Raw genomic sequence first — 16846 nt, 5'->3', positions numbered from 1 at the left:
ACTAATAATATAAAACATTAAAACGTTGCATATCATCGCATTAAACGAAAGTCAAAAAAACCATGAAAAAAGTGCATTCCGTTGAAGAATACATTGAGTCACACGAAAAATTTAGTGATGCCTTAACTTTGCTTCGCAACCTAATAAATTCAACAGACCTTAATGAAACTATAAAATGGAGCGCTCCTGTGTATGACTTAAACGGTAAAAACGTTGTTGGTTTAGGCGCTTTTAAAAACCACTTTGGTATTTGGTTTTTTAATGGCGTGTTTTTAAAAGACGAACAAAACTTATTAGTTAATGCGCAAGAAAAAACCAAAGCCTTACGACAAATGCGTTTTGAGTCTATAAACGACATTAATAAAGATATTGTATTGGCTTACGTTAAAGAGGCTATCGACAACCAAAAAGCTGGAAAAGAAATAAAACCAGATAGGAGCAAAAAGAAAACGGTTATTCCACCAGAACTACAAAGAGAGTTAGATAACAATAAGGGATTACACGTTAGTTTTAATGCATTATCACCTTCAAAACAACGCGAATATTGTGAGCATATAGCAACTGCGAAACGTGAGGCTACAAAAGTAAGTCGTTTAGAAAAAATAACACCAATGATACTAAAAGGTGTAGGTTTACACGATAAGTATAAAAACTGTTAAGCATAAAAAAAGCAGCTCGATGAACTGCTTTTATTTATTATTTTGCTGGTACATTGAGCTTCCTACTCATTTCCATAGAAATGGCCGAACGTTCAAATTTTATTTTCCCTGCCGAGGTTTCGATAACACAAGAACCATCTTTATCATTTAGTTCTATAACTTTACCATGCATACCGCTTTTGGTAATGACTCTATCGCCTCTTTTAAGGTCTGCAGCAAACTTTTTTTCTTGTTTAGCACGTTTCATCTGTGGTGCAATCATAAAGAAATACACAACAGCAAACATGAGTATAAAAGGTGCAAATTGCCCTAATCCATCCATTTAATATAAATTAATCGTGGTTATGACCTTCGTGACCTGGCTGTGTACTAGACTTAACCTGAGTTGTTGCTACGCTTGGTATTCCAGTTGCAGCACCAGGAGTTCCTTTAATAAAGGCCTTAATTTTCACAGTCTCTTTACCACTTTCAGTATTTGCAGTTATAGTAACTGTTTTAGAAGTACTACTTCCTGGAGAGCCCTTACCGTTAAAATCTACAGTAAATTTAGCAGAAGCTCCTGGAGCTAATGGTTCTTTACTCCAATCTTGAGGTACTGTACATCCACAAGTACTAGTAATGTTAGTAATTACTAATGGTGAAGTACCACTATTAGTATAATTAAACACAGTAGATACAGGTGTTCCATTTTCGATTTCTCCAAAATCGTGTTCTTTTTTGTCAAAAGTTATTACTGGAAATTCTCCAACAACAGCATCTCTTTGGGCTGCTTGTGTTACGTTTTCAGCTTTAATTTTACTTGTTGCATCTTCTTTACAAGATGTAAATGCAACCATACACAAGGCACTTAAACTTAAAATTATTTTTTTCATAATTTTCATTTTTAATTGTCTATTCAAGATAAACATTTGGGTTATTTAATTTGTTTTATAGGTTATTTCGGGGATAAATGTAATAAATTTTAATTAAATGAGTCCTCTGCCTACTTTATTTAACGTTCCTTTATCACTGTATTCCTTAACAATTTTGTCTAAAATCCCATTAATAAACACACTACTTTTTGGTGTTGAATACTCTTTTGCTATCTCTAAATATTCATTAATTGTTACCTTAATTGGTATGGAAGGGAATTTTTGAAACTCGCAAATCGCCATTTGTAATAACACAAAATCAATATTTGCAATCCTGTCTTTATCCCAATTGGCAGTCTTTGCCTCGATCTCATTGCTTAAAGATGTTAAGTTTAAAATGGTTTTGTTTAGTAAGTCGTTTGCAAACTCTTTGTCTTCAACATCTTTAACTAGTTTTGGAAGAAAATGGCTTTCTGGTGTTTTTGGGTTTGTTTTTCTAAGTAGCTTAACAATAATGGTATTTATTACTGGTAAATCATCTAACCAAGTAATGTTTTTATCTTCCAAGTAATTGTAAAGTTTCTCGTTTGGTGCGATAATTTCTTTAAAAACATCAACAATAAAATATTTATCCTCTTTAAAGGTAGATGTTTTGGTTGCCATATAGTCTTTATACAATTCGCTTTCTAAAAGCGCCTTGAAAATTACCTCAACATATTCGTTATCTAGCTTCCAATTATCAACTTTTCTAGCTTCAAGCGTTTCTTTTAGTAAGGTATTCTCTTTTAAAAGAAGTAATAACTCATTATTGATGAGTTTTCTATTAGGGTTTTTCTCCTCTGCTGTTGCTAAATGCTTTTTTTGTGATTTTGTAAGATGGTCTTCTGCTTTTAAATGTACCTCTATTAATAAGGAAATAATTAAAAGGTACAAATTGTACATATTCTCGATGCTTTGATGTAGAAACTTTTCGTTTACTTTTAAATCATCACTTTCATTGCCTTGAAATGCATAAATAACTTGCATTACTTTTATTCGAATATGTCTTCTATTAAGCATAAGAACTTTTTAATTCTAACGAATTATTAATTTAAAACTAACGAGGCAAAAGATAGTTGTCTTTTGCCTCGCAAAAATAGTATTATTTTAAAAAGAATCTATTTTGAAGTTTCTTTTTTTCTTTTTGCTATTCTTTCTCTAGCAATATCCATGGCAGCTTGATTTGTGGTTATATCACTTTCCTGTGCCTTTTCTAAAATTTGAAGTGTTGTATTATAGATATTCTCTGTTTTTCTAAGAATTTCTTGCTTACCATAATTTTCTAATTCGGCATATACATTAATAATTCCTCCAGCATTAATTAGAAAATCTGGAGCATATACTATACCTCTTTTTTGTAGGATAGCACCGTGCTTATCTTCTATTGCTAACTGATTATTAGCAGCTCCAGCAATGACTTCTGCTTTTATCTTATAAATAGTATCATCATTGACAGTCGCTCCAAGTGCACAAGGTGCATAAATATCCATAGCTTCACTATAGATATCATTTCCTGTGTATACAGTAGCTCCATATTTAGAACTTACTTCTTGTAATCGCTCTTCATTAATATCTGCAATAACCACTTTAGCACCTTCATTGGTTAAATGCTCTACTAAAGATTCTCCAACATGACCAATTCCTTGAACAAATACTTTTTTATCTTCTAATATATCTGTTCCAAATTTAAATTTAGCAGCAGCCTTCATTCCCATAAAAACGCCATAAGCTGTGATTGGTGATGGATTTCCAGCACCACCTTTACTTTCGGATATTCCAGTAACATAAGGTGTTACCTCTCTTACCAAATCCATATCAGAAGTTTCCATACCAACATCTTCAGCTGTAATATACTTTCCGCTTAAAGAATGTACGTATTCTCCAAACTTTTTCATAAGTTCCGGAGTTTTTTGAGTTTTGGCATCACCAATAATTACTGCTTTTCCGCCTCCAAGATTTAATCCTGTTATTGCAGCTTTAAAGGTCATTCCTCTAGAAAGCCTTAACACATCATTTAAAGCCTCCCATTCGTTATTGTACTGCCACATTCTAGTACCTCCAAGCGCAGGTCCTAAAACCGTGTTATGAATTCCTATTATTGCTTTTAAACCTGTATCTTTGTCATTACAAAAAACGACTTGTTCGTGGTTATCAAAAGAAAGTTGTCCAAACACTGGGTCAACTTTTTTGATGTCTTTGGGGTTTATGATGTCTGAAATCATTAGTATTATTTTTTAATTTTATTGCTATTATTACAAAATCAATAATAACAGCGTGCAAAAATAATCTAATATTACATTTTGAGCAAAAAAACCCGCTTAAAAACAAGAAATCATTAATGAGTGTTTTTGAAGAAGAAAACAGCAAATGAAAGAATTACAACATCTTAATAAATATTTCTTAAAGTATAAATACAGGCTTTTATTTGGCGTCGTAATTACAATTAGTGCTATAGTATTTAAACTTTTTACTCCTAGATTAATTGGAAGCGCTATTGATGTTATCTCTAACAAACTAAATGGCACCATTACCGAAGAAGTGTTTAGAAAAGAATTAATGTTAACTATTCTTTATTTAATTGGTGCTGCATTAATCGCTGGTGCTTTAACTTTTTTAATGCGACAAACTATTATTAATGTATCAAGATATATTGAGTTTGATTTAAAAAATGAAATCTACCAACAATACCAACGTTTGTCGCTGAATTTTTATAAAAGTAATCGTACTGGAGATTTAATGAATCGCATTACCGAAGATGTTACCAAGGTGCGTATGTATGCTGGACCAGCAATTATGTATTCGCTAAACATGATTACACTTTTTGTTGTTGCTTTTTTTTATATGTACAATCAGTCTCCCAAATTAACTTTTTATACTATAATTCCGCTTCCAATACTTTCGTTCATCATTTATTTTTTAAGTAAGGAGATACATAAACGCAGTACGATTGTACAAGAATATCTTTCAAAATTATCAACATTTACACAAGAATCTTTTAGCGGAATCTCGGTTATTAAGGCTTATGGTATTGAACCAATTACGAACGACAACTTTGAAGTTTTATCAACAGAAAATAGGCAAAAGCAAATTGACTTAACTAAGGTCCAGGCCTTATTTTTTCCATTAATGATTTTACTTATTGGCGTAAGTAATATTCTTGTAATTTATATTGGAGGTCTTCAATATATTAATGGAGAAATTGAGAGTATAGGTGTTATTGCGGAGTTTATTATTTATGTGAATATGCTAACTTGGCCAGTAGCAACTTTGGGTTGGGTAACCTCTATTGTACAGCAAGCTGAAGCTTCGCAAAAAAGAATTAATGAGTTTTTAAAAGAAGAACCAGAGATAAAAAACAATGTAAACTCACTTACAGAAATAAAAGGTACTATAGAGTTTAAAAATGTACATTTTACCTATGATGACACTAATATAGAAGCCTTAAAAGGACTTAGTTTTAAAGTAAATAGTGGTGAAACACTTGCCATTATTGGTAAAACGGGATCAGGAAAATCAACAATTTTAGATTTAATTGGTAGACTTTACGATGTCAATGATGGTACTATAGGAATTGATGGAGCACCAATTGAAGATGTAAATTTAATCAGTTTAAGAAATAGTATAGGGTTTGTACCTCAAGATGCGTTTTTGTTTTCCGATTCAATTAAAAATAATATAAAATTTGGTTATGTAAACGCAACAGATGAAGACGTTATAAAAGCCGCAAAAAATGCTGTGGTACATAAAAATATTAAGGCATTTACTAAAAGTTACGATACAGTTTTAGGTGAACGAGGTATTACCCTTTCTGGAGGACAAAAACAACGTGTTTCTATAGCTAGAGCAATTATAAAAGACCCTAAAATATTGTTATTAGACGACTGTCTTTCGGCTGTTGACACTGAGACCGAAGAACGAATTTTAAGCAATTTAAACAAGGTTTCAAAAGGAAAAACAACAATTATTGTTAGTCACAGAATATCTTCTGCTAAAAATGCAAACCATATTATAGTTTTAGATGAAGGTGAAATAATTCAACAAGGATCTCACGATGAACTTATAAACATTGATGGTTACTACAAAGAACTCTACTTAAAACAATTATCGGAAACTATTGAAGACAATAACTAACCTCTTCCCAAATAACAACTTTCATTAATAAATTGAAATAAGCAAAAAGAAATGTGTTAATTAGTTGGTTGCTATATTTTTTTTTTAGATTTTTGAGTCACTAAACAAAAAACAAAAACCACAATGAGTAATAATGATATGATGGAGAAAGAGGAAATATTTTCAAAAGTTTTGAGAGCTGGACGCCGCACTTACTTCTTTGATGTAAGGGCAACCAAAGCTGGTGATTATTATCTAACTATCACCGAGAGTAAAAAATTTACCAATGACGATGGATCGTTTCATTACAAAAAACATAAAATTTATCTGTACAAAGAAGATTTCGCTGAATTCAATGAAATTTTAAGAGAAATGACCGATTATGTTATCCAAGAAAAAGGTGAAGAAGTGATTAGTGAGCGCCATCAAAAGGATTACAAAAAAGAAGATTACAACAACAGTAATAATGAAACACCAACCTCTCCAGAGAGTTTTACTGATGTAAATTTTGAAGACATTTAATTATTAAAATATCTTAAAATATTTAAAACCGTTACGAAATCGTAACGGTTTTTTTATCTTTAATCACTAAATTAATTCAAACCAACCTATGAAAAAATTACTGCTATTTAGTTTCTTATTTTGCACAATACTTAGTGCGCAAAACAAAGTAGATTTATCTTATTATTTACCTCAAGATGTTACATACAACAATAATATCCCAACACCGGAAAGTGTTATTGGGCATCAAGTAGGACATTGGCATGTAACTCATGACAAGCTTGTTCAATATATGTATGCATTGGCTGAATCTTCAGATAGAGTAACAATTGAAAATAGAGGAAAAACTTTTGAAGATAGACCAATTCTTCTTTTAACCATAACCTCTCCAACAAATCATCAAAATATAGATGCTATTAGAGAGGCTCATATTGCAGCTACTAATACTAAAACAACCAATAATTCTAATCGTCCTATTGTTGTTTATCAAGGTTTTTCAATTCATGGTAATGAACCAAGTGGTGCAAATGCTGGATTATTGGCAGCTTATCATTTAGCTGCTGCAGAAAGTAATGATGTAAAAGAGCTGCTAGATAATACCGTTATTTTATTTGATCCATCGTTTAATCCAGATGGACTACAAAGATTTGCTTATTGGGCTAATACCAACAAGAGTATTAATTTGAGTTCAGATCCAAGCGACAGAGAATATAGTGAGGTTTGGCCTGGTGGTAGAACAAATCATTATTGGTTTGATATGAATAGAGATTGGCTACCAGTACAATTGCCAGAATCTAGAGCAAGAATTACCAGCTTTCATAAATGGTTACCAAATATTTTAACAGACCATCATGAAATGGGAAGCAATGCAACATTCTTTTTTCAACCTGGAATACCTTCAAGAACCCATCCTCTAACCCCAAAACTAAATCAAGAAATTACAAGAGCGATTGGAGATTATCATGCTAAAGCTCTTAATAAAATTGGATCTCTTTATTATACCGAAGAAAGTTATGACGACTTCTATTACGGTAAAGGATCGACGTTCCCAGATATTAATGGTAGTATTGGTATTTTATTTGAACAAGCAAGCTCTAGAGGTCATGTTCAAGAAACCGAAAATGGTTTGTTAACTTTTCCGTTTACTATACGCAATCAATTTACAGCAGCTTTATCTACACTAGAAGCTGCCAAAAATATGCGTGAAGAAATTTTAAACTATCAGCAGAACTTTTATGAAAATGCAAGAAATGAAGGTGCAAAAGAAAAAGGTAAAGCTATCGTATTTGGAGACTCTAAAGATGCTGCTAGAACATATCATTTAGCAGAAATATTAAATCGTCATAAAATAAAATTTCATGAAATTAAACAAGATTTCACTGCTAATGGTAAACGCTTCAAAAAAGGATATAGTTATATAGTCCCAAAGAACCAAAAAAACACTAGGCTTATAAATGCAATGTTTGAAAAACGAACCACGTTTCAGGATAGTTTATTTTATGATATTTCTGCCTGGACTTTCCCTTTAGCATTTAACTTAGATTATGCCGAAGGTGTTTCAATTAATAACTTGGGAAATGAAGTAACCAATTTACAGCAAAAGGAAGGGAAAGTAACAGCAATGAGCTCTTATGCATATCTTATGGAGTGGCATGAATATTACTCACCAAAGGTTTTAAACAAACTATTAAACAAAGACATTCGTGCTAAAGTAGCATTGAAACGTTTTGGGATGAATGGTAAAGATTATGATTATGGAACTATTCTTATACCTGTTCAAAATCAAAAACTAAAAGATAAAGACCTTCATGCTTTTTTAACCAAGCTTGCCAAAGAAAGCCACGTACAAATTGATGCTGTAAATACAGGTCTTACTTCTGGTATAGACTTAGGTAGTAGAAATTTTAAAACGGTATACAAACCAAAAATAGCTTTGCTAGTAGGCGATGGTATTTCTAGTTATGACGCAGGTGAAATGTGGCATTTGTTTGACACGAGATACAACATAACAATAACTAAACTTGACACTAAATCTATCAATTATGCTGGTTTAAGTAGGTACAATACTATTATTGTTGCAAATACGAGTTCTTTAAGCAAGAATAATTCTGAAAAGCTTAAAACATGGACTAGAAATGGAGGTACAATTATTGCATATAGAAATGCTGTTAGATGGCTAAACTCTAATGAATTTGCAAAATTAGACTTTAAAAAAATGAAGCGAACTGCAAAAGATATTTCGTTTGAACAAAGAGGAGACTATAATGGTGCGCAAGTTATTGGAGGAGCCATTTTTGAAGCAAAGATTGATAGAAGTCATCCAATTAATTTTGGTTATAAAAATGACAAAATTGCGTTATTTAGAAATACTACTATTTTTATGAATCCAAGTAAAGACAGCTACAATAACCCTATTCAATATACTAAGGATCCTATTTTAAGTGGCTATATATCTAAACCGAATTTAGATAGTATTTCTAATACTGTTCCATTACAAATTAAAAAATTAGGCAGAGGAAAAGTGGTTGCATTTACTGATAATACTAATTTTAGAGCTTTTTGGTATGGTACAAATAAGTTATTGATGAATGCTATCTTCTTTAGAGAAGAATTATAATTTAATAGCTAAAAGTGCCAGTAACAAACTAGAAATTAAATAAATTAAACCAATAGAAACAGTGTAGAGTGATATAATAACAAACGTTATTACTACTAAATATAGAGGAACTAGAGTAAGTGCTACAGCAAACCTAAATGTAGATAAAAACTCTAGTTCTTTTACTTTTGATTTAAGTATAAATTTCCAAATAGTATAAGGGATTATAAGATTTAACTTTAATAACATTATAAACAATTTACTCAAATAATTTGTTTTGTTTCTCGATTTGGAACTACAGTTACTAAAATCACTTTTTAAATATAAGTTTACTTCTTGGGGCTTTAAAAAATCAATATTAAGGCTGTTTAATTTTTGCAAATCTTCAACATAATTTTCCTGAGGAATATGTGTTGTCAAGCTTTTAATTTTATTATGCACAGCTTCTTTAATCTTTACAACACCTTCATTTTTGTTTTCACTAATAAAATCTTTAGCGGCAAAAGGCTCTCCAAAGAAAATAGAAGTGCTATCTGGACAATTTTCAGCTTTATTAAAATTTAATCCTATTGGCACTAATTGTAAATCTAAATCAGGATATTTTTCTAAAGTATCAAACACAATTCTTGTGAAACCTTTGCTTAAAGGTCTCACGCGACGCGCTAAATTGTGGCTTCCTTCAGGAAAAATAACAATAGCCTCCTCATTATTTAAAATCTCTGAACAACTTTCAAAAATGGCATTATTATTAGAAATGTTACTCCAACCATCTCTTACTCTATACACAGGTAACATTTGCAAACTTTTTAAAATTTTGCTTACAAATGATTTTTTAAAAACAGCAGCTCTAGTTAAAAAATAAGAAAATCGCCCACACTTTGTCGCTATTAATAAGGCATCCAGTAATGCATTTTGATGATTTGCCAATAATAATACAGGCTTGTCTTTTGGTACATTTTCAACATTGTGAACATGTATTCTTTTAAAATAAAAGAACATTCCCAATCTTAAATAATTTCTTACACTATGCAGCCAAAACTTCTTCAATAGTATTACTTTTTTTAGACCAATAAGTTGCTAATATCAAACCAGAAATGATATGCCATATTCCCCAGAAAGCCGCCAAAATAGCCATCCCTCCTAAACCATTAAAAAACGTAAAGATGAGTAACAAACCTAAGCCTGAATTTTGGATTCCAGTTTCAATAGCTAGTGTTTTTGTATCTCTAAATGACAATTTAAATAACTTTGCCACTCCAAAACCTAAAAGTATTGCCAACAAGTTATGCCCTATACCTATGGCAAAAACATGGTGTGCGTAATCATAAAAAATATCTAGGTTATTCGAAAATGCAATAACAACAATAGCCACAAACACAATTATGGACAATGGTTTTAAAAGCTTAGATAATTTTATGGCAAGTTTCTCGTTTTTGTGTCTTAAACCCATACCTAAAACCAGAGGTATTCCAAGAATTAAAACAACAAGTTTTACCAATTCAAAAGGTTCTAATGATACTGTTTTTAGTATTTGCGCCGTTGGTTCGTAAAGATTACCATACAACTGGAAATTTAAAGGCGTCATAAACATTGCCAAGAAAGTGGCAAATGCTGTTAAACTTACAGACAAAGCTGTGTTTCCATTAGCCAAATGCGTCATGAAATTTGAAATATTACCTCCTGGACAAGCAGCAACCATCATCATTCCCAAAGCAATACTTGGTTGTGGCTTTAATAATAAAATAACTAGAAAAGTTAAAAAGGGTAATAATACAAATTGAGATACAATGCCTAAAACAACTAATTTGGGCTGTTTTAGTAGGCTCTTAAAATCATTGAAAGTAATCCCCAAAGCCACACCAAACATAACGATTGCTAATGCAATATTTAGAACCCAAAGCCCTCCACTATCAAAATTAATTTTTACGGCATCTAATTCTTGCATATATTAAGATACTGTTGACCCATTTTTTACCTTATGTTCAGGATGCAATAGTATAACATCAGTGCCATTTACTGCTCCCATTACCAAACACTCGCTCATGAAGTTTGCTATTTGCTTTTTCGGAAAGTTAATGGTTGCTACTATTTGCTTGTTTAACAATTCTTCTTTTGTATAGAGCGTAGTTATTTGCGCTGAAGATTTTTTAATTCCCAAATCACCAAAATCAATAGTAAGTTGATATGCTGGTTTTTTTGCTTTAGGAAAATCGTTAACTTCTATAATCGTTCCTACCCGTAAATCTACTTTTATAAAGTCTTCAAATGAAATAGTCTCCTTCATTAAATATTTAGTTAGAAGTTGAAGATATAAATTTTAATTTACAATTATATAATCTCTTATAGAAACTGGGGTGCCGTTTTTTGTAAAGCCTTCAATGCTAATCTCATAGTTTCCTGTATTATCTGAAGTAAAAAAAGTAAAGTCTATCTCTTGGTCAATTATATTAATATTAGGTTCCCAAAATAATTGTTGCCTATAATCTGGTGTTCTATTTAACTTATCATCACTAGTATAAACCTTTTTGTAATACGCTTTTTTAGGTTGAGGTTTAAATAAGGTTACATTGGTTAAATTACCTTTTGTTAATTCATCAAAAAACTTACCATCGATAGTTTCGATTACAATAAATCCTCCAAACGTTTTTGTGCCAAGAATAAAATTAGTTTCAGTTCGTGCAATGCTTATTCTATTTATCCTTCTTGAATCATAGCTTAAAAGTTCATCAAAATCTTGAAGTAAGATACCATCAACGATAACTCCAGCTGGTTTTTCAAGTTGTTCGTAAGGATTTAGAGAATTTACATAAAAATTAAACTTTTGGCTGTTATCCTTTTTAATGAAGGCATCCTTAACTATTTCAACAAAAGTTTCTTGAATTTTATTAAATCTAGTGTAATCATCTAAATAAAATGTAGAGAAATAGTCCCCAAAAAATGGTTGGACCGTATCTATTTCTTTAAGTCTATTTGGTTTTAGGCTGAAATACCCATTTTCAATTTGATTATAAATATTTCGCTGCTCCAAATCTTCTTTATAGTCTGATGAAATTTTAAATTCCTCAAAATCAAGGTTGTTATAATCCATCGGAATATGTTCATCTAAAACTATTTTAAAATCTTTAGCGTCTTTTCCTAAAACTTGTAAAACCGCAATTTGCTTATCATAATCTTCATTAATATTAAAATAAAAAACACCATCTTGGTTGGTTTTAGATACTCTAAGAATAAAATCGATTTGTGGAATAGATAGTACAACTTGCTCATTTGCAACTGGTTTATCATCACTTACTCTAAGTAAAGTGCCAGATATAAGTTCGCCCCTAAGCTCTGGCAAATGATTAATCTTTTTGAAAGATTGTTTTCTATTAACTAAATGGTTTACATAAGCATTTGATGAAGGTGCCTTACTAGTTAATCCATGTAAAGCATCAATCTTTTTTACAGATATTGAATAGTTTCCAGACAAACTTTCATCGTTTTTACTTTTAAGAGTCAACATTACTTTATCTCTCTTTTGAAATGTTTTTTTGTTGATTTTTATATCTAAAAGGTTGGAATTAATAGATTTTAACGTATTAGTATCTGAATTTAAACTTAATAAAGTATTGGTATTGTTTGGTTGGTCTGCATCCTTATCAATCAAAATAGTTTCTTGACTACTCTGAAATGGATTAATGATACTAATATCACTACTAAAAAAGACTTCAACACCCTCATTTTTCATCCACTGTGTATAAGCTATTAGTTTGTAATTACCTGAATTAACCGTTACTGGAATAATAAAATCTCCATAACCCACCCCAGTTTCTAGTGCAATTTTGTGTTTAAATACAATGTTTTGGTTTTCTCCAACAAGCTCTAAATAAGCAATCTTACTTAAAGCGCTTAATGTATTTGCTCCCTCATTTAAACAATATATTTTATAGTATATGCTTTCTCCTGCCAAAAAAAGAGAGGAATTAAAATGTACGAAAATATTTTCTTTGGGTAATGCTTCGGTTTGGTCTAATGACAAATTAATTGCATTAGATTGTGTGTAAGCAAATGATATATTGCTTGCAAAGCATATTAAAAAAACTATTATCCTTTTTTTCATTTGTTACAATAATTTATTCTTCCCAAAAATCTGGTACTTCTATATCTGCAAATGTTGAGCAGTCTCCACATTTGGGTACGACAACTTGATAAGGTGGTTCTCCTTCAATAAAATTCTCTGCATGAAATATTACTAGGCCTTGTTCGATCATTTCCGCTAAAGTTAATGGTTGCGAAGCATTGGCTTCTATAAACGGTTCCATTATGTTACATGTAAAAAAATATGGACGTAAAAATAATTGAGAGTCAGGAAAATAATCGGTATAACTAAAAAACACTCTTTTTTCTAAGGTTTTTGCAACTTCAAAATAACCAATAACGGTTTCCTCTAGGTTATCTATAGAAAATATATTACCTAAAACAGTTCCTGGTTGGTTTTCAGAAAATACGCTACCAGATTCCGAAAAACCTTTTAAGGTTTCATAATATGTATAAGCTTCCCTTGAAATTAGGTGTTGCCTAACAAGTAAACTATAACGACTTTGTATTTTTGCATTAAGACGTTTATTAAATTTAATTAGAAAGGGGTCTATTTCATTCTCTGAGAATTCACTTGCATTTCTTAAAATAATCTCATTAGATTCCGTTGTGCCAAAACAAACTTTTCCATCCTCATTTTCTTTAGCCAATAATGTTAATGTTCCATTAGGGTTAACTCTTAAATACTCATCAGACCAATAAGGTGGCACAATTTTATAAGTTTCAATGTACTCAAAACGAAAATATCTGGAATCTTCATTTCCTGGCTCAGTACTTTCGTAATATATAGCTACACCTTCAGCACCTTCACTATTCACCGAACTTTGCGTGTATAAACTAAAATCTACAACATCACCTTGCTCTAACTTTTCTTGTTTAGAACTATATTTTCTACCGGAATTGGTGGTTATAGATAATGTATATTCTCTATCTGGTAAAGCGTTAAACTCAACTTCTGATATATACTTGCCAGGTTCCACTTCGTTGAATTTATACTCCAAGCCCATATCTTCAATTATAGAAACATTTGCGTTTGTCTCAGCAATAGGAATAACTTCTTCTAATGGGAATGTTCGACTCAATAAAATCTCTTGGAACTTCACCTCATTGGTTAGTAATGCTTCAACTACTAAAAAGTCTTCAAACGTTTCGGTTTTAATTTCATAAGGTTCTACGCAGCCAAAAAACAACAAAGGCAACACCCAAAAAACTCGATATTTACTTTTAATTATTGTAGCCATACATTAAAATTTAAAATTATAGGTAATTGTTGGAATTGGGATTGAGAAAATAGAACTCTTGTATGCCTTAACCCTACCATCATCTGACACAAAAAATACTGAATATGGATTATTTCTTCCTAACACATTATAGATTGATAAATTCCAAAAACTGTGAGCAAACTTTTTTATTTTATGATTTCCTTCTACATTAAAACTTACATCTAATCTATAATAATCTGGGATTCTAAATTTGTTTCTTTCACTATAAACCACATACTCCGTATTGTTTAAAACATATTTCCCTGTTGGATAGGTTACTGGCCTTCCTGTTTGATATACAAAATTGGTTGATACACTATACCTATTAGTGATTTTATAATTTGTTACTAAACTTAAGTCGTGAGGTTTATCGTAATTTGATGAAAAATACTTACCATTATTTATATTTTCACTTAAAAATTCGCTTTCAAATTTATTCAAGGATTTAGAATAGGTATAACCAATCCATCCATTAAACTTTCCTTTATCTTTTTTAATTAAAAACTCAATTCCGTACGCTTTACCTTCCCCTTGCAATACTTCTCGTTCTATTGTTTCGTTAAGCAACAAATTAGCACCTACTTTATAGTCTAAAATATTATTAGATTTTTTAAAATAACCTTCTACACTAAGTTCATACATATTATCTTTTAAATTCTTGTAAAAACCTAAAGAATATTGATTAACTGATTGTGGTTTGATATTTAAATCGGATAATTTCCAAGTATCAGTAGGCGAAACAGTTGTATTGTTAGATAAAGTATGAATGTATTGGATGTTGTTATTAAAACTTGCCTTAACCGAAAAATCGTCCATTAAAAAATATCTCATGGAAATTCTAGCTTCCAAACCACCATACTGTTTAATGACTTCATTTTTTTTGTAATACACATTATCTATTAATGTCCCTTCAACTTTAGGCTGATCCTCAGCATATACTCTTTGTGTAGATTCGCCTAAAGACATATAATGTGAATACCTCAAACCTACGTCAATTAGTAGCTTTTCATTCACAGTAAAATTATCTGATACAAAAACTGCCGACTCTAAGCCTCTATCCTTAGGAATGTTTACACCAACAAACCTAGAGTCTGCACCAATAACATCACGATTACCAGGCTTTACAACATATAACTTACTAGACAATCCATAAGTAAATTTATGTGCATCACTATGGTTGTATTTCATTTTAAGTTTCAACTCTGTTTCATCAATTTTATATCCTAAATCAAAGCCTGAATTGGTACTGTCTTTATAATTTATGTTAAACTCGTATTGGCTTTTTGCCACTATTATATTAGCATCATTCTTATCATTAACTTTATGTTCCCAATCAAAAGAAAACAGCTTGTTGTTATAACTGTAAAGTGAATCTGAGGTAATACTAAAATCATCTTTACTCATATACGCTGTGGTCTTAACCGTATTGTTTTTGTTTATTTTATGATGGTATTTAGCAACAACATCGTAAAACGAAGCTTTACTATTATTTAAAGATTCGTCGTCTAAAGCTTTTAATATCCAGTTAGAATAGGTGCTTCTACCACCAATCAATAAAGATGATTTTTCTTTTACAACTGGGAGTTCTAATGTTAAGTTGCTCATTACTGCACCTATAGAAGCCTCTCCAGAAAATTTCTTGGTATTTCCTTCTTTGGTTTTTATATCGAATACTGATGAGAGCCTTCCTCCAAATTCAGCTGGGATATTTCCTTTATAAATACTTGCGTTTTTTGAAGTAAATGGGTTTAATGCCGAAAAAATACCAAAAAAATGAGAAGGGTTATACACCACCGAATTGTCCAATAAAATTAAATTTTGGTCTGTTTTCCCACCTCGAACATTATACCCTGATGCACCTTCGCCTGCATTAGTAATTCCTGGTAAAGCTATGGCTACTCTTAAAATATCTCTTTCTCCTAGTACTAAAGGAATATTTTTTATTTCTTCTACATCAATTAATGAAACACCAGTAATTGCCTTAACTACATTTCTGTCTTTGTTGGCTTCTATGAACACCTCGTCTAATGATTCAAAGTCATCGTTAAGTATAAAATTTAATTCGCCATTATTATAAATGATGATGATTTTTTCAATTTTGCTTTTACCAAGTGCACTAACTTCAAGGGTATTTAATCCAGTTCCCAATGTTAGTTCATAATTCCCCTTACTATCGGTTGTAGTTCCTGTATTGTTTTCTTTTACCAAAATAGCAGCATTAGCAATAGGTTCTCCAGTAGTTTCGTTTTTAATATTCCCGGTCAGCACAAACGATTTTAAACTTGAACGCCTATTTTCCTTACCTATTCTAACAATATCGGTGTTGTTAACTAATTCTTCATCTACATAAAATACTGGGTTAGAAGCATTTTCATTTTCAAATTCATCTGTTACATTTTCTTTTTTAACAACAAAAAAATCATCTGGAAGTTTGTCGTGTATGATATTATTTTGAGTTAAAATGATATTGGAGCTAGCATCTATATAAAAATTAATAGATGTGCTTTTAAAAACATCAGCTAACACGCTATTAATTGAGGCATTTGTGTAACTGCCAGACACTTTATTGTCCCCAAGCCAATCTGAAATATAGAAAAACTTATAATTTGTAATGTTTTCAATGCTTTGGATGACTTCTTCGATTTTAGCATCTTCAAAAGACAATGAAATATTCGCCGTTTTTTCTTGAGAAAAAACCGTTTGAAAACAAAAAATTAATACGATTACTATTTTAGTAATTCTCATTGCACA

The 16846-nt window shown here is 31.1% G+C and carries 14 protein-coding genes; 4 read left to right on the top strand and 10 right to left on the bottom strand.

Annotated elements, in window-relative coordinates:
* The first annotated feature begins 62 nt into the window (after positions 1 to 62).
* Entirely contained in the window at positions 63 to 659 is a 597-nt protein-coding gene (locus HB672_RS07215; RefSeq protein WP_167609966.1) for a YdeI/OmpD-associated family protein, read from the top strand.
* 37 nt (positions 660 to 696) lie between these two features.
* On the opposite strand, the gene yajC is transcribed toward HB672_RS07215, so the two are convergent.
* The 4 genes from yajC to HB672_RS07195 all read right to left on the bottom strand — a co-directional run bounded on the left by yajC (position 697) and on the right by HB672_RS07195 (position 3771).
* Positions 697 to 981 carry a preprotein translocase subunit YajC gene (yajC, locus tag HB672_RS07210; protein WP_167609963.1) on the bottom strand — a complete coding sequence of 95 codons (285 nt, stop codon included), beginning with the start codon at positions 979 to 981 and terminating at the stop codon, positions 697 to 699.
* A gap of 10 nt (positions 982 to 991) precedes the next feature.
* Positions 992 to 1531 carry a DUF1573 domain-containing protein gene (locus HB672_RS07205; RefSeq protein ID WP_167609960.1) on the bottom strand — a complete coding sequence of 180 codons (540 nt, stop codon included), beginning with the start codon at positions 1529 to 1531 and terminating at the stop codon, positions 992 to 994.
* Positions 1532 to 1624: 93 nt separating this feature from the next.
* Positions 1625 to 2569, bottom strand: coding sequence for a transcription antitermination factor NusB (gene nusB, locus HB672_RS07200; RefSeq protein WP_167609957.1), 945 nt, complete (start codon positions 2567 to 2569; stop codon positions 1625 to 1627).
* A 98-nt stretch (positions 2570 to 2667) separates the two neighbouring features.
* A complete protein-coding gene (locus HB672_RS07195) occupies positions 2668 to 3771 on the bottom strand; it encodes a Glu/Leu/Phe/Val dehydrogenase (protein ID WP_167609954.1) in 1104 nt (367 codons plus the stop codon).
* Positions 3772 to 3916: 145 nt separating this feature from the next.
* On the opposite strand from HB672_RS07195, the gene HB672_RS07190 reads away from it, so the two are divergent.
* The 3 genes from HB672_RS07190 (at position 3917) to HB672_RS07180 (ending at position 8777) form a co-directional block, all read left to right on the top strand.
* The gene (locus HB672_RS07190) at positions 3917 to 5680 is read left to right on the top strand and encodes an ABC transporter ATP-binding protein (RefSeq protein WP_167609951.1); all 1764 of its coding nucleotides are present in this window, start codon (positions 3917 to 3919) and stop codon (positions 5678 to 5680) included.
* Positions 5681 to 5803: 123 nt separating this feature from the next.
* Positions 5804 to 6181 carry a PUR family DNA/RNA-binding protein gene (locus HB672_RS07185; protein WP_167609948.1) on the top strand — a complete coding sequence of 126 codons (378 nt, stop codon included), beginning with the start codon at positions 5804 to 5806 and terminating at the stop codon, positions 6179 to 6181.
* Positions 6182 to 6269: 88 nt separating this feature from the next.
* Entirely contained in the window at positions 6270 to 8777 is a 2508-nt protein-coding gene (locus tag HB672_RS07180) for a M14 family metallopeptidase (RefSeq protein WP_167609945.1), read from the top strand.
* Here the strand turns inward: HB672_RS07180 and HB672_RS07175 are convergent.
* Genes HB672_RS07175 through HB672_RS07150 form a run of 6 tightly spaced genes read right to left on the bottom strand, consistent with a single transcriptional unit; the run spans position 8772 to position 16840 of the window.
* Positions 8772 to 9803, bottom strand: a complete 1032-nt coding sequence (locus HB672_RS07175; protein WP_244306583.1) for a lysophospholipid acyltransferase family protein — start codon at positions 9801 to 9803, stop codon at positions 8772 to 8774. The two genes, HB672_RS07180 and HB672_RS07175, sit on opposite strands and share 6 nt — an antisense overlap.
* On the bottom strand, positions 9781 to 10701 hold the full coding sequence (locus tag HB672_RS07170; protein ID WP_167609942.1) for a bile acid:sodium symporter family protein: 921 nt from the start codon (positions 10699 to 10701) through the stop codon (positions 9781 to 9783). Before HB672_RS07170 ends, HB672_RS07175 begins: the two co-directional genes overlap by 23 nt.
* A 3-nt stretch (positions 10702 to 10704) precedes the next feature.
* On the bottom strand, positions 10705 to 11040 hold the full coding sequence (locus tag HB672_RS07165) for a tRNA-binding protein (RefSeq protein WP_167609939.1): 336 nt from the start codon (positions 11038 to 11040) through the stop codon (positions 10705 to 10707).
* A gap of 33 nt (positions 11041 to 11073) precedes the next feature.
* The gene (locus HB672_RS07160; protein WP_167609936.1) at positions 11074 to 12855 is read right to left on the bottom strand and encodes a hypothetical protein; all 1782 of its coding nucleotides are present in this window, start codon (positions 12853 to 12855) and stop codon (positions 11074 to 11076) included.
* A gap of 13 nt (positions 12856 to 12868) precedes the next feature.
* Positions 12869 to 14074: a DUF4249 domain-containing protein gene (locus HB672_RS07155; protein WP_167609933.1), complete on the bottom strand. Its 1206-nt coding sequence runs from the start codon at positions 14072 to 14074 to the stop codon at positions 12869 to 12871.
* A gap of 3 nt (positions 14075 to 14077) precedes the next feature.
* On the bottom strand, positions 14078 to 16840 hold the full coding sequence (locus HB672_RS07150; RefSeq protein ID WP_167609931.1) for a carboxypeptidase-like regulatory domain-containing protein: 2763 nt from the start codon (positions 16838 to 16840) through the stop codon (positions 14078 to 14080).
* Between the last annotated feature and the right edge of the window lie 6 nt (positions 16841 to 16846).

Source organism: Gaetbulibacter sp. S0825 (assembly GCF_011777505.1).
In the GTDB taxonomy this organism is placed as follows: domain Bacteria; phylum Bacteroidota; class Bacteroidia; order Flavobacteriales; family Flavobacteriaceae; genus Pontimicrobium.
This window is presented reverse-complemented; position numbering and strand designations above follow the sequence as displayed.

Coding starts and splice junctions, on each gene's coding strand:
- HB672_RS07190 (WP_167609951.1), top strand. CDS start 3,917: ATGAAAGAATTACAACATCTTAATAAATATTTCTTAAAGTATAAATAC.
- nusB (WP_167609957.1), bottom strand. CDS start 2,569: ATGCTTAATAGAAGACATATTCGAATAAAAGTAATGCAAGTTATTTAT.
- HB672_RS07205 (WP_167609960.1), bottom strand. CDS start 1,531: ATGAAAAAAATAATTTTAAGTTTAAGTGCCTTGTGTATGGTTGCATTT.
- HB672_RS07165 (WP_167609939.1), bottom strand. CDS start 11,040: ATGAAGGAGACTATTTCATTTGAAGACTTTATAAAAGTAGATTTACGG.
- HB672_RS07185 (WP_167609948.1), top strand. CDS start 5,804: ATGAGTAATAATGATATGATGGAGAAAGAGGAAATATTTTCAAAAGTT.
- HB672_RS07170 (WP_167609942.1), bottom strand. CDS start 10,701: ATGCAAGAATTAGATGCCGTAAAAATTAATTTTGATAGTGGAGGGCTT.
- yajC (WP_167609963.1), bottom strand. CDS start 981: ATGGATGGATTAGGGCAATTTGCACCTTTTATACTCATGTTTGCTGTT.
- HB672_RS07155 (WP_167609933.1), bottom strand. CDS start 14,074: ATGGCTACAATAATTAAAAGTAAATATCGAGTTTTTTGGGTGTTGCCT.
- HB672_RS07195 (WP_167609954.1), bottom strand. CDS start 3,771: ATGATTTCAGACATCATAAACCCCAAAGACATCAAAAAAGTTGACCCA.
- HB672_RS07180 (WP_167609945.1), top strand. CDS start 6,270: ATGAAAAAATTACTGCTATTTAGTTTCTTATTTTGCACAATACTTAGT.
- HB672_RS07160 (WP_167609936.1), bottom strand. CDS start 12,855: ATGAAAAAAAGGATAATAGTTTTTTTAATATGCTTTGCAAGCAATATA.
- HB672_RS07150 (WP_167609931.1), bottom strand. CDS start 16,840: ATGAGAATTACTAAAATAGTAATCGTATTAATTTTTTGTTTTCAAACG.
- HB672_RS07215 (WP_167609966.1), top strand. CDS start 63: ATGAAAAAAGTGCATTCCGTTGAAGAATACATTGAGTCACACGAAAAA.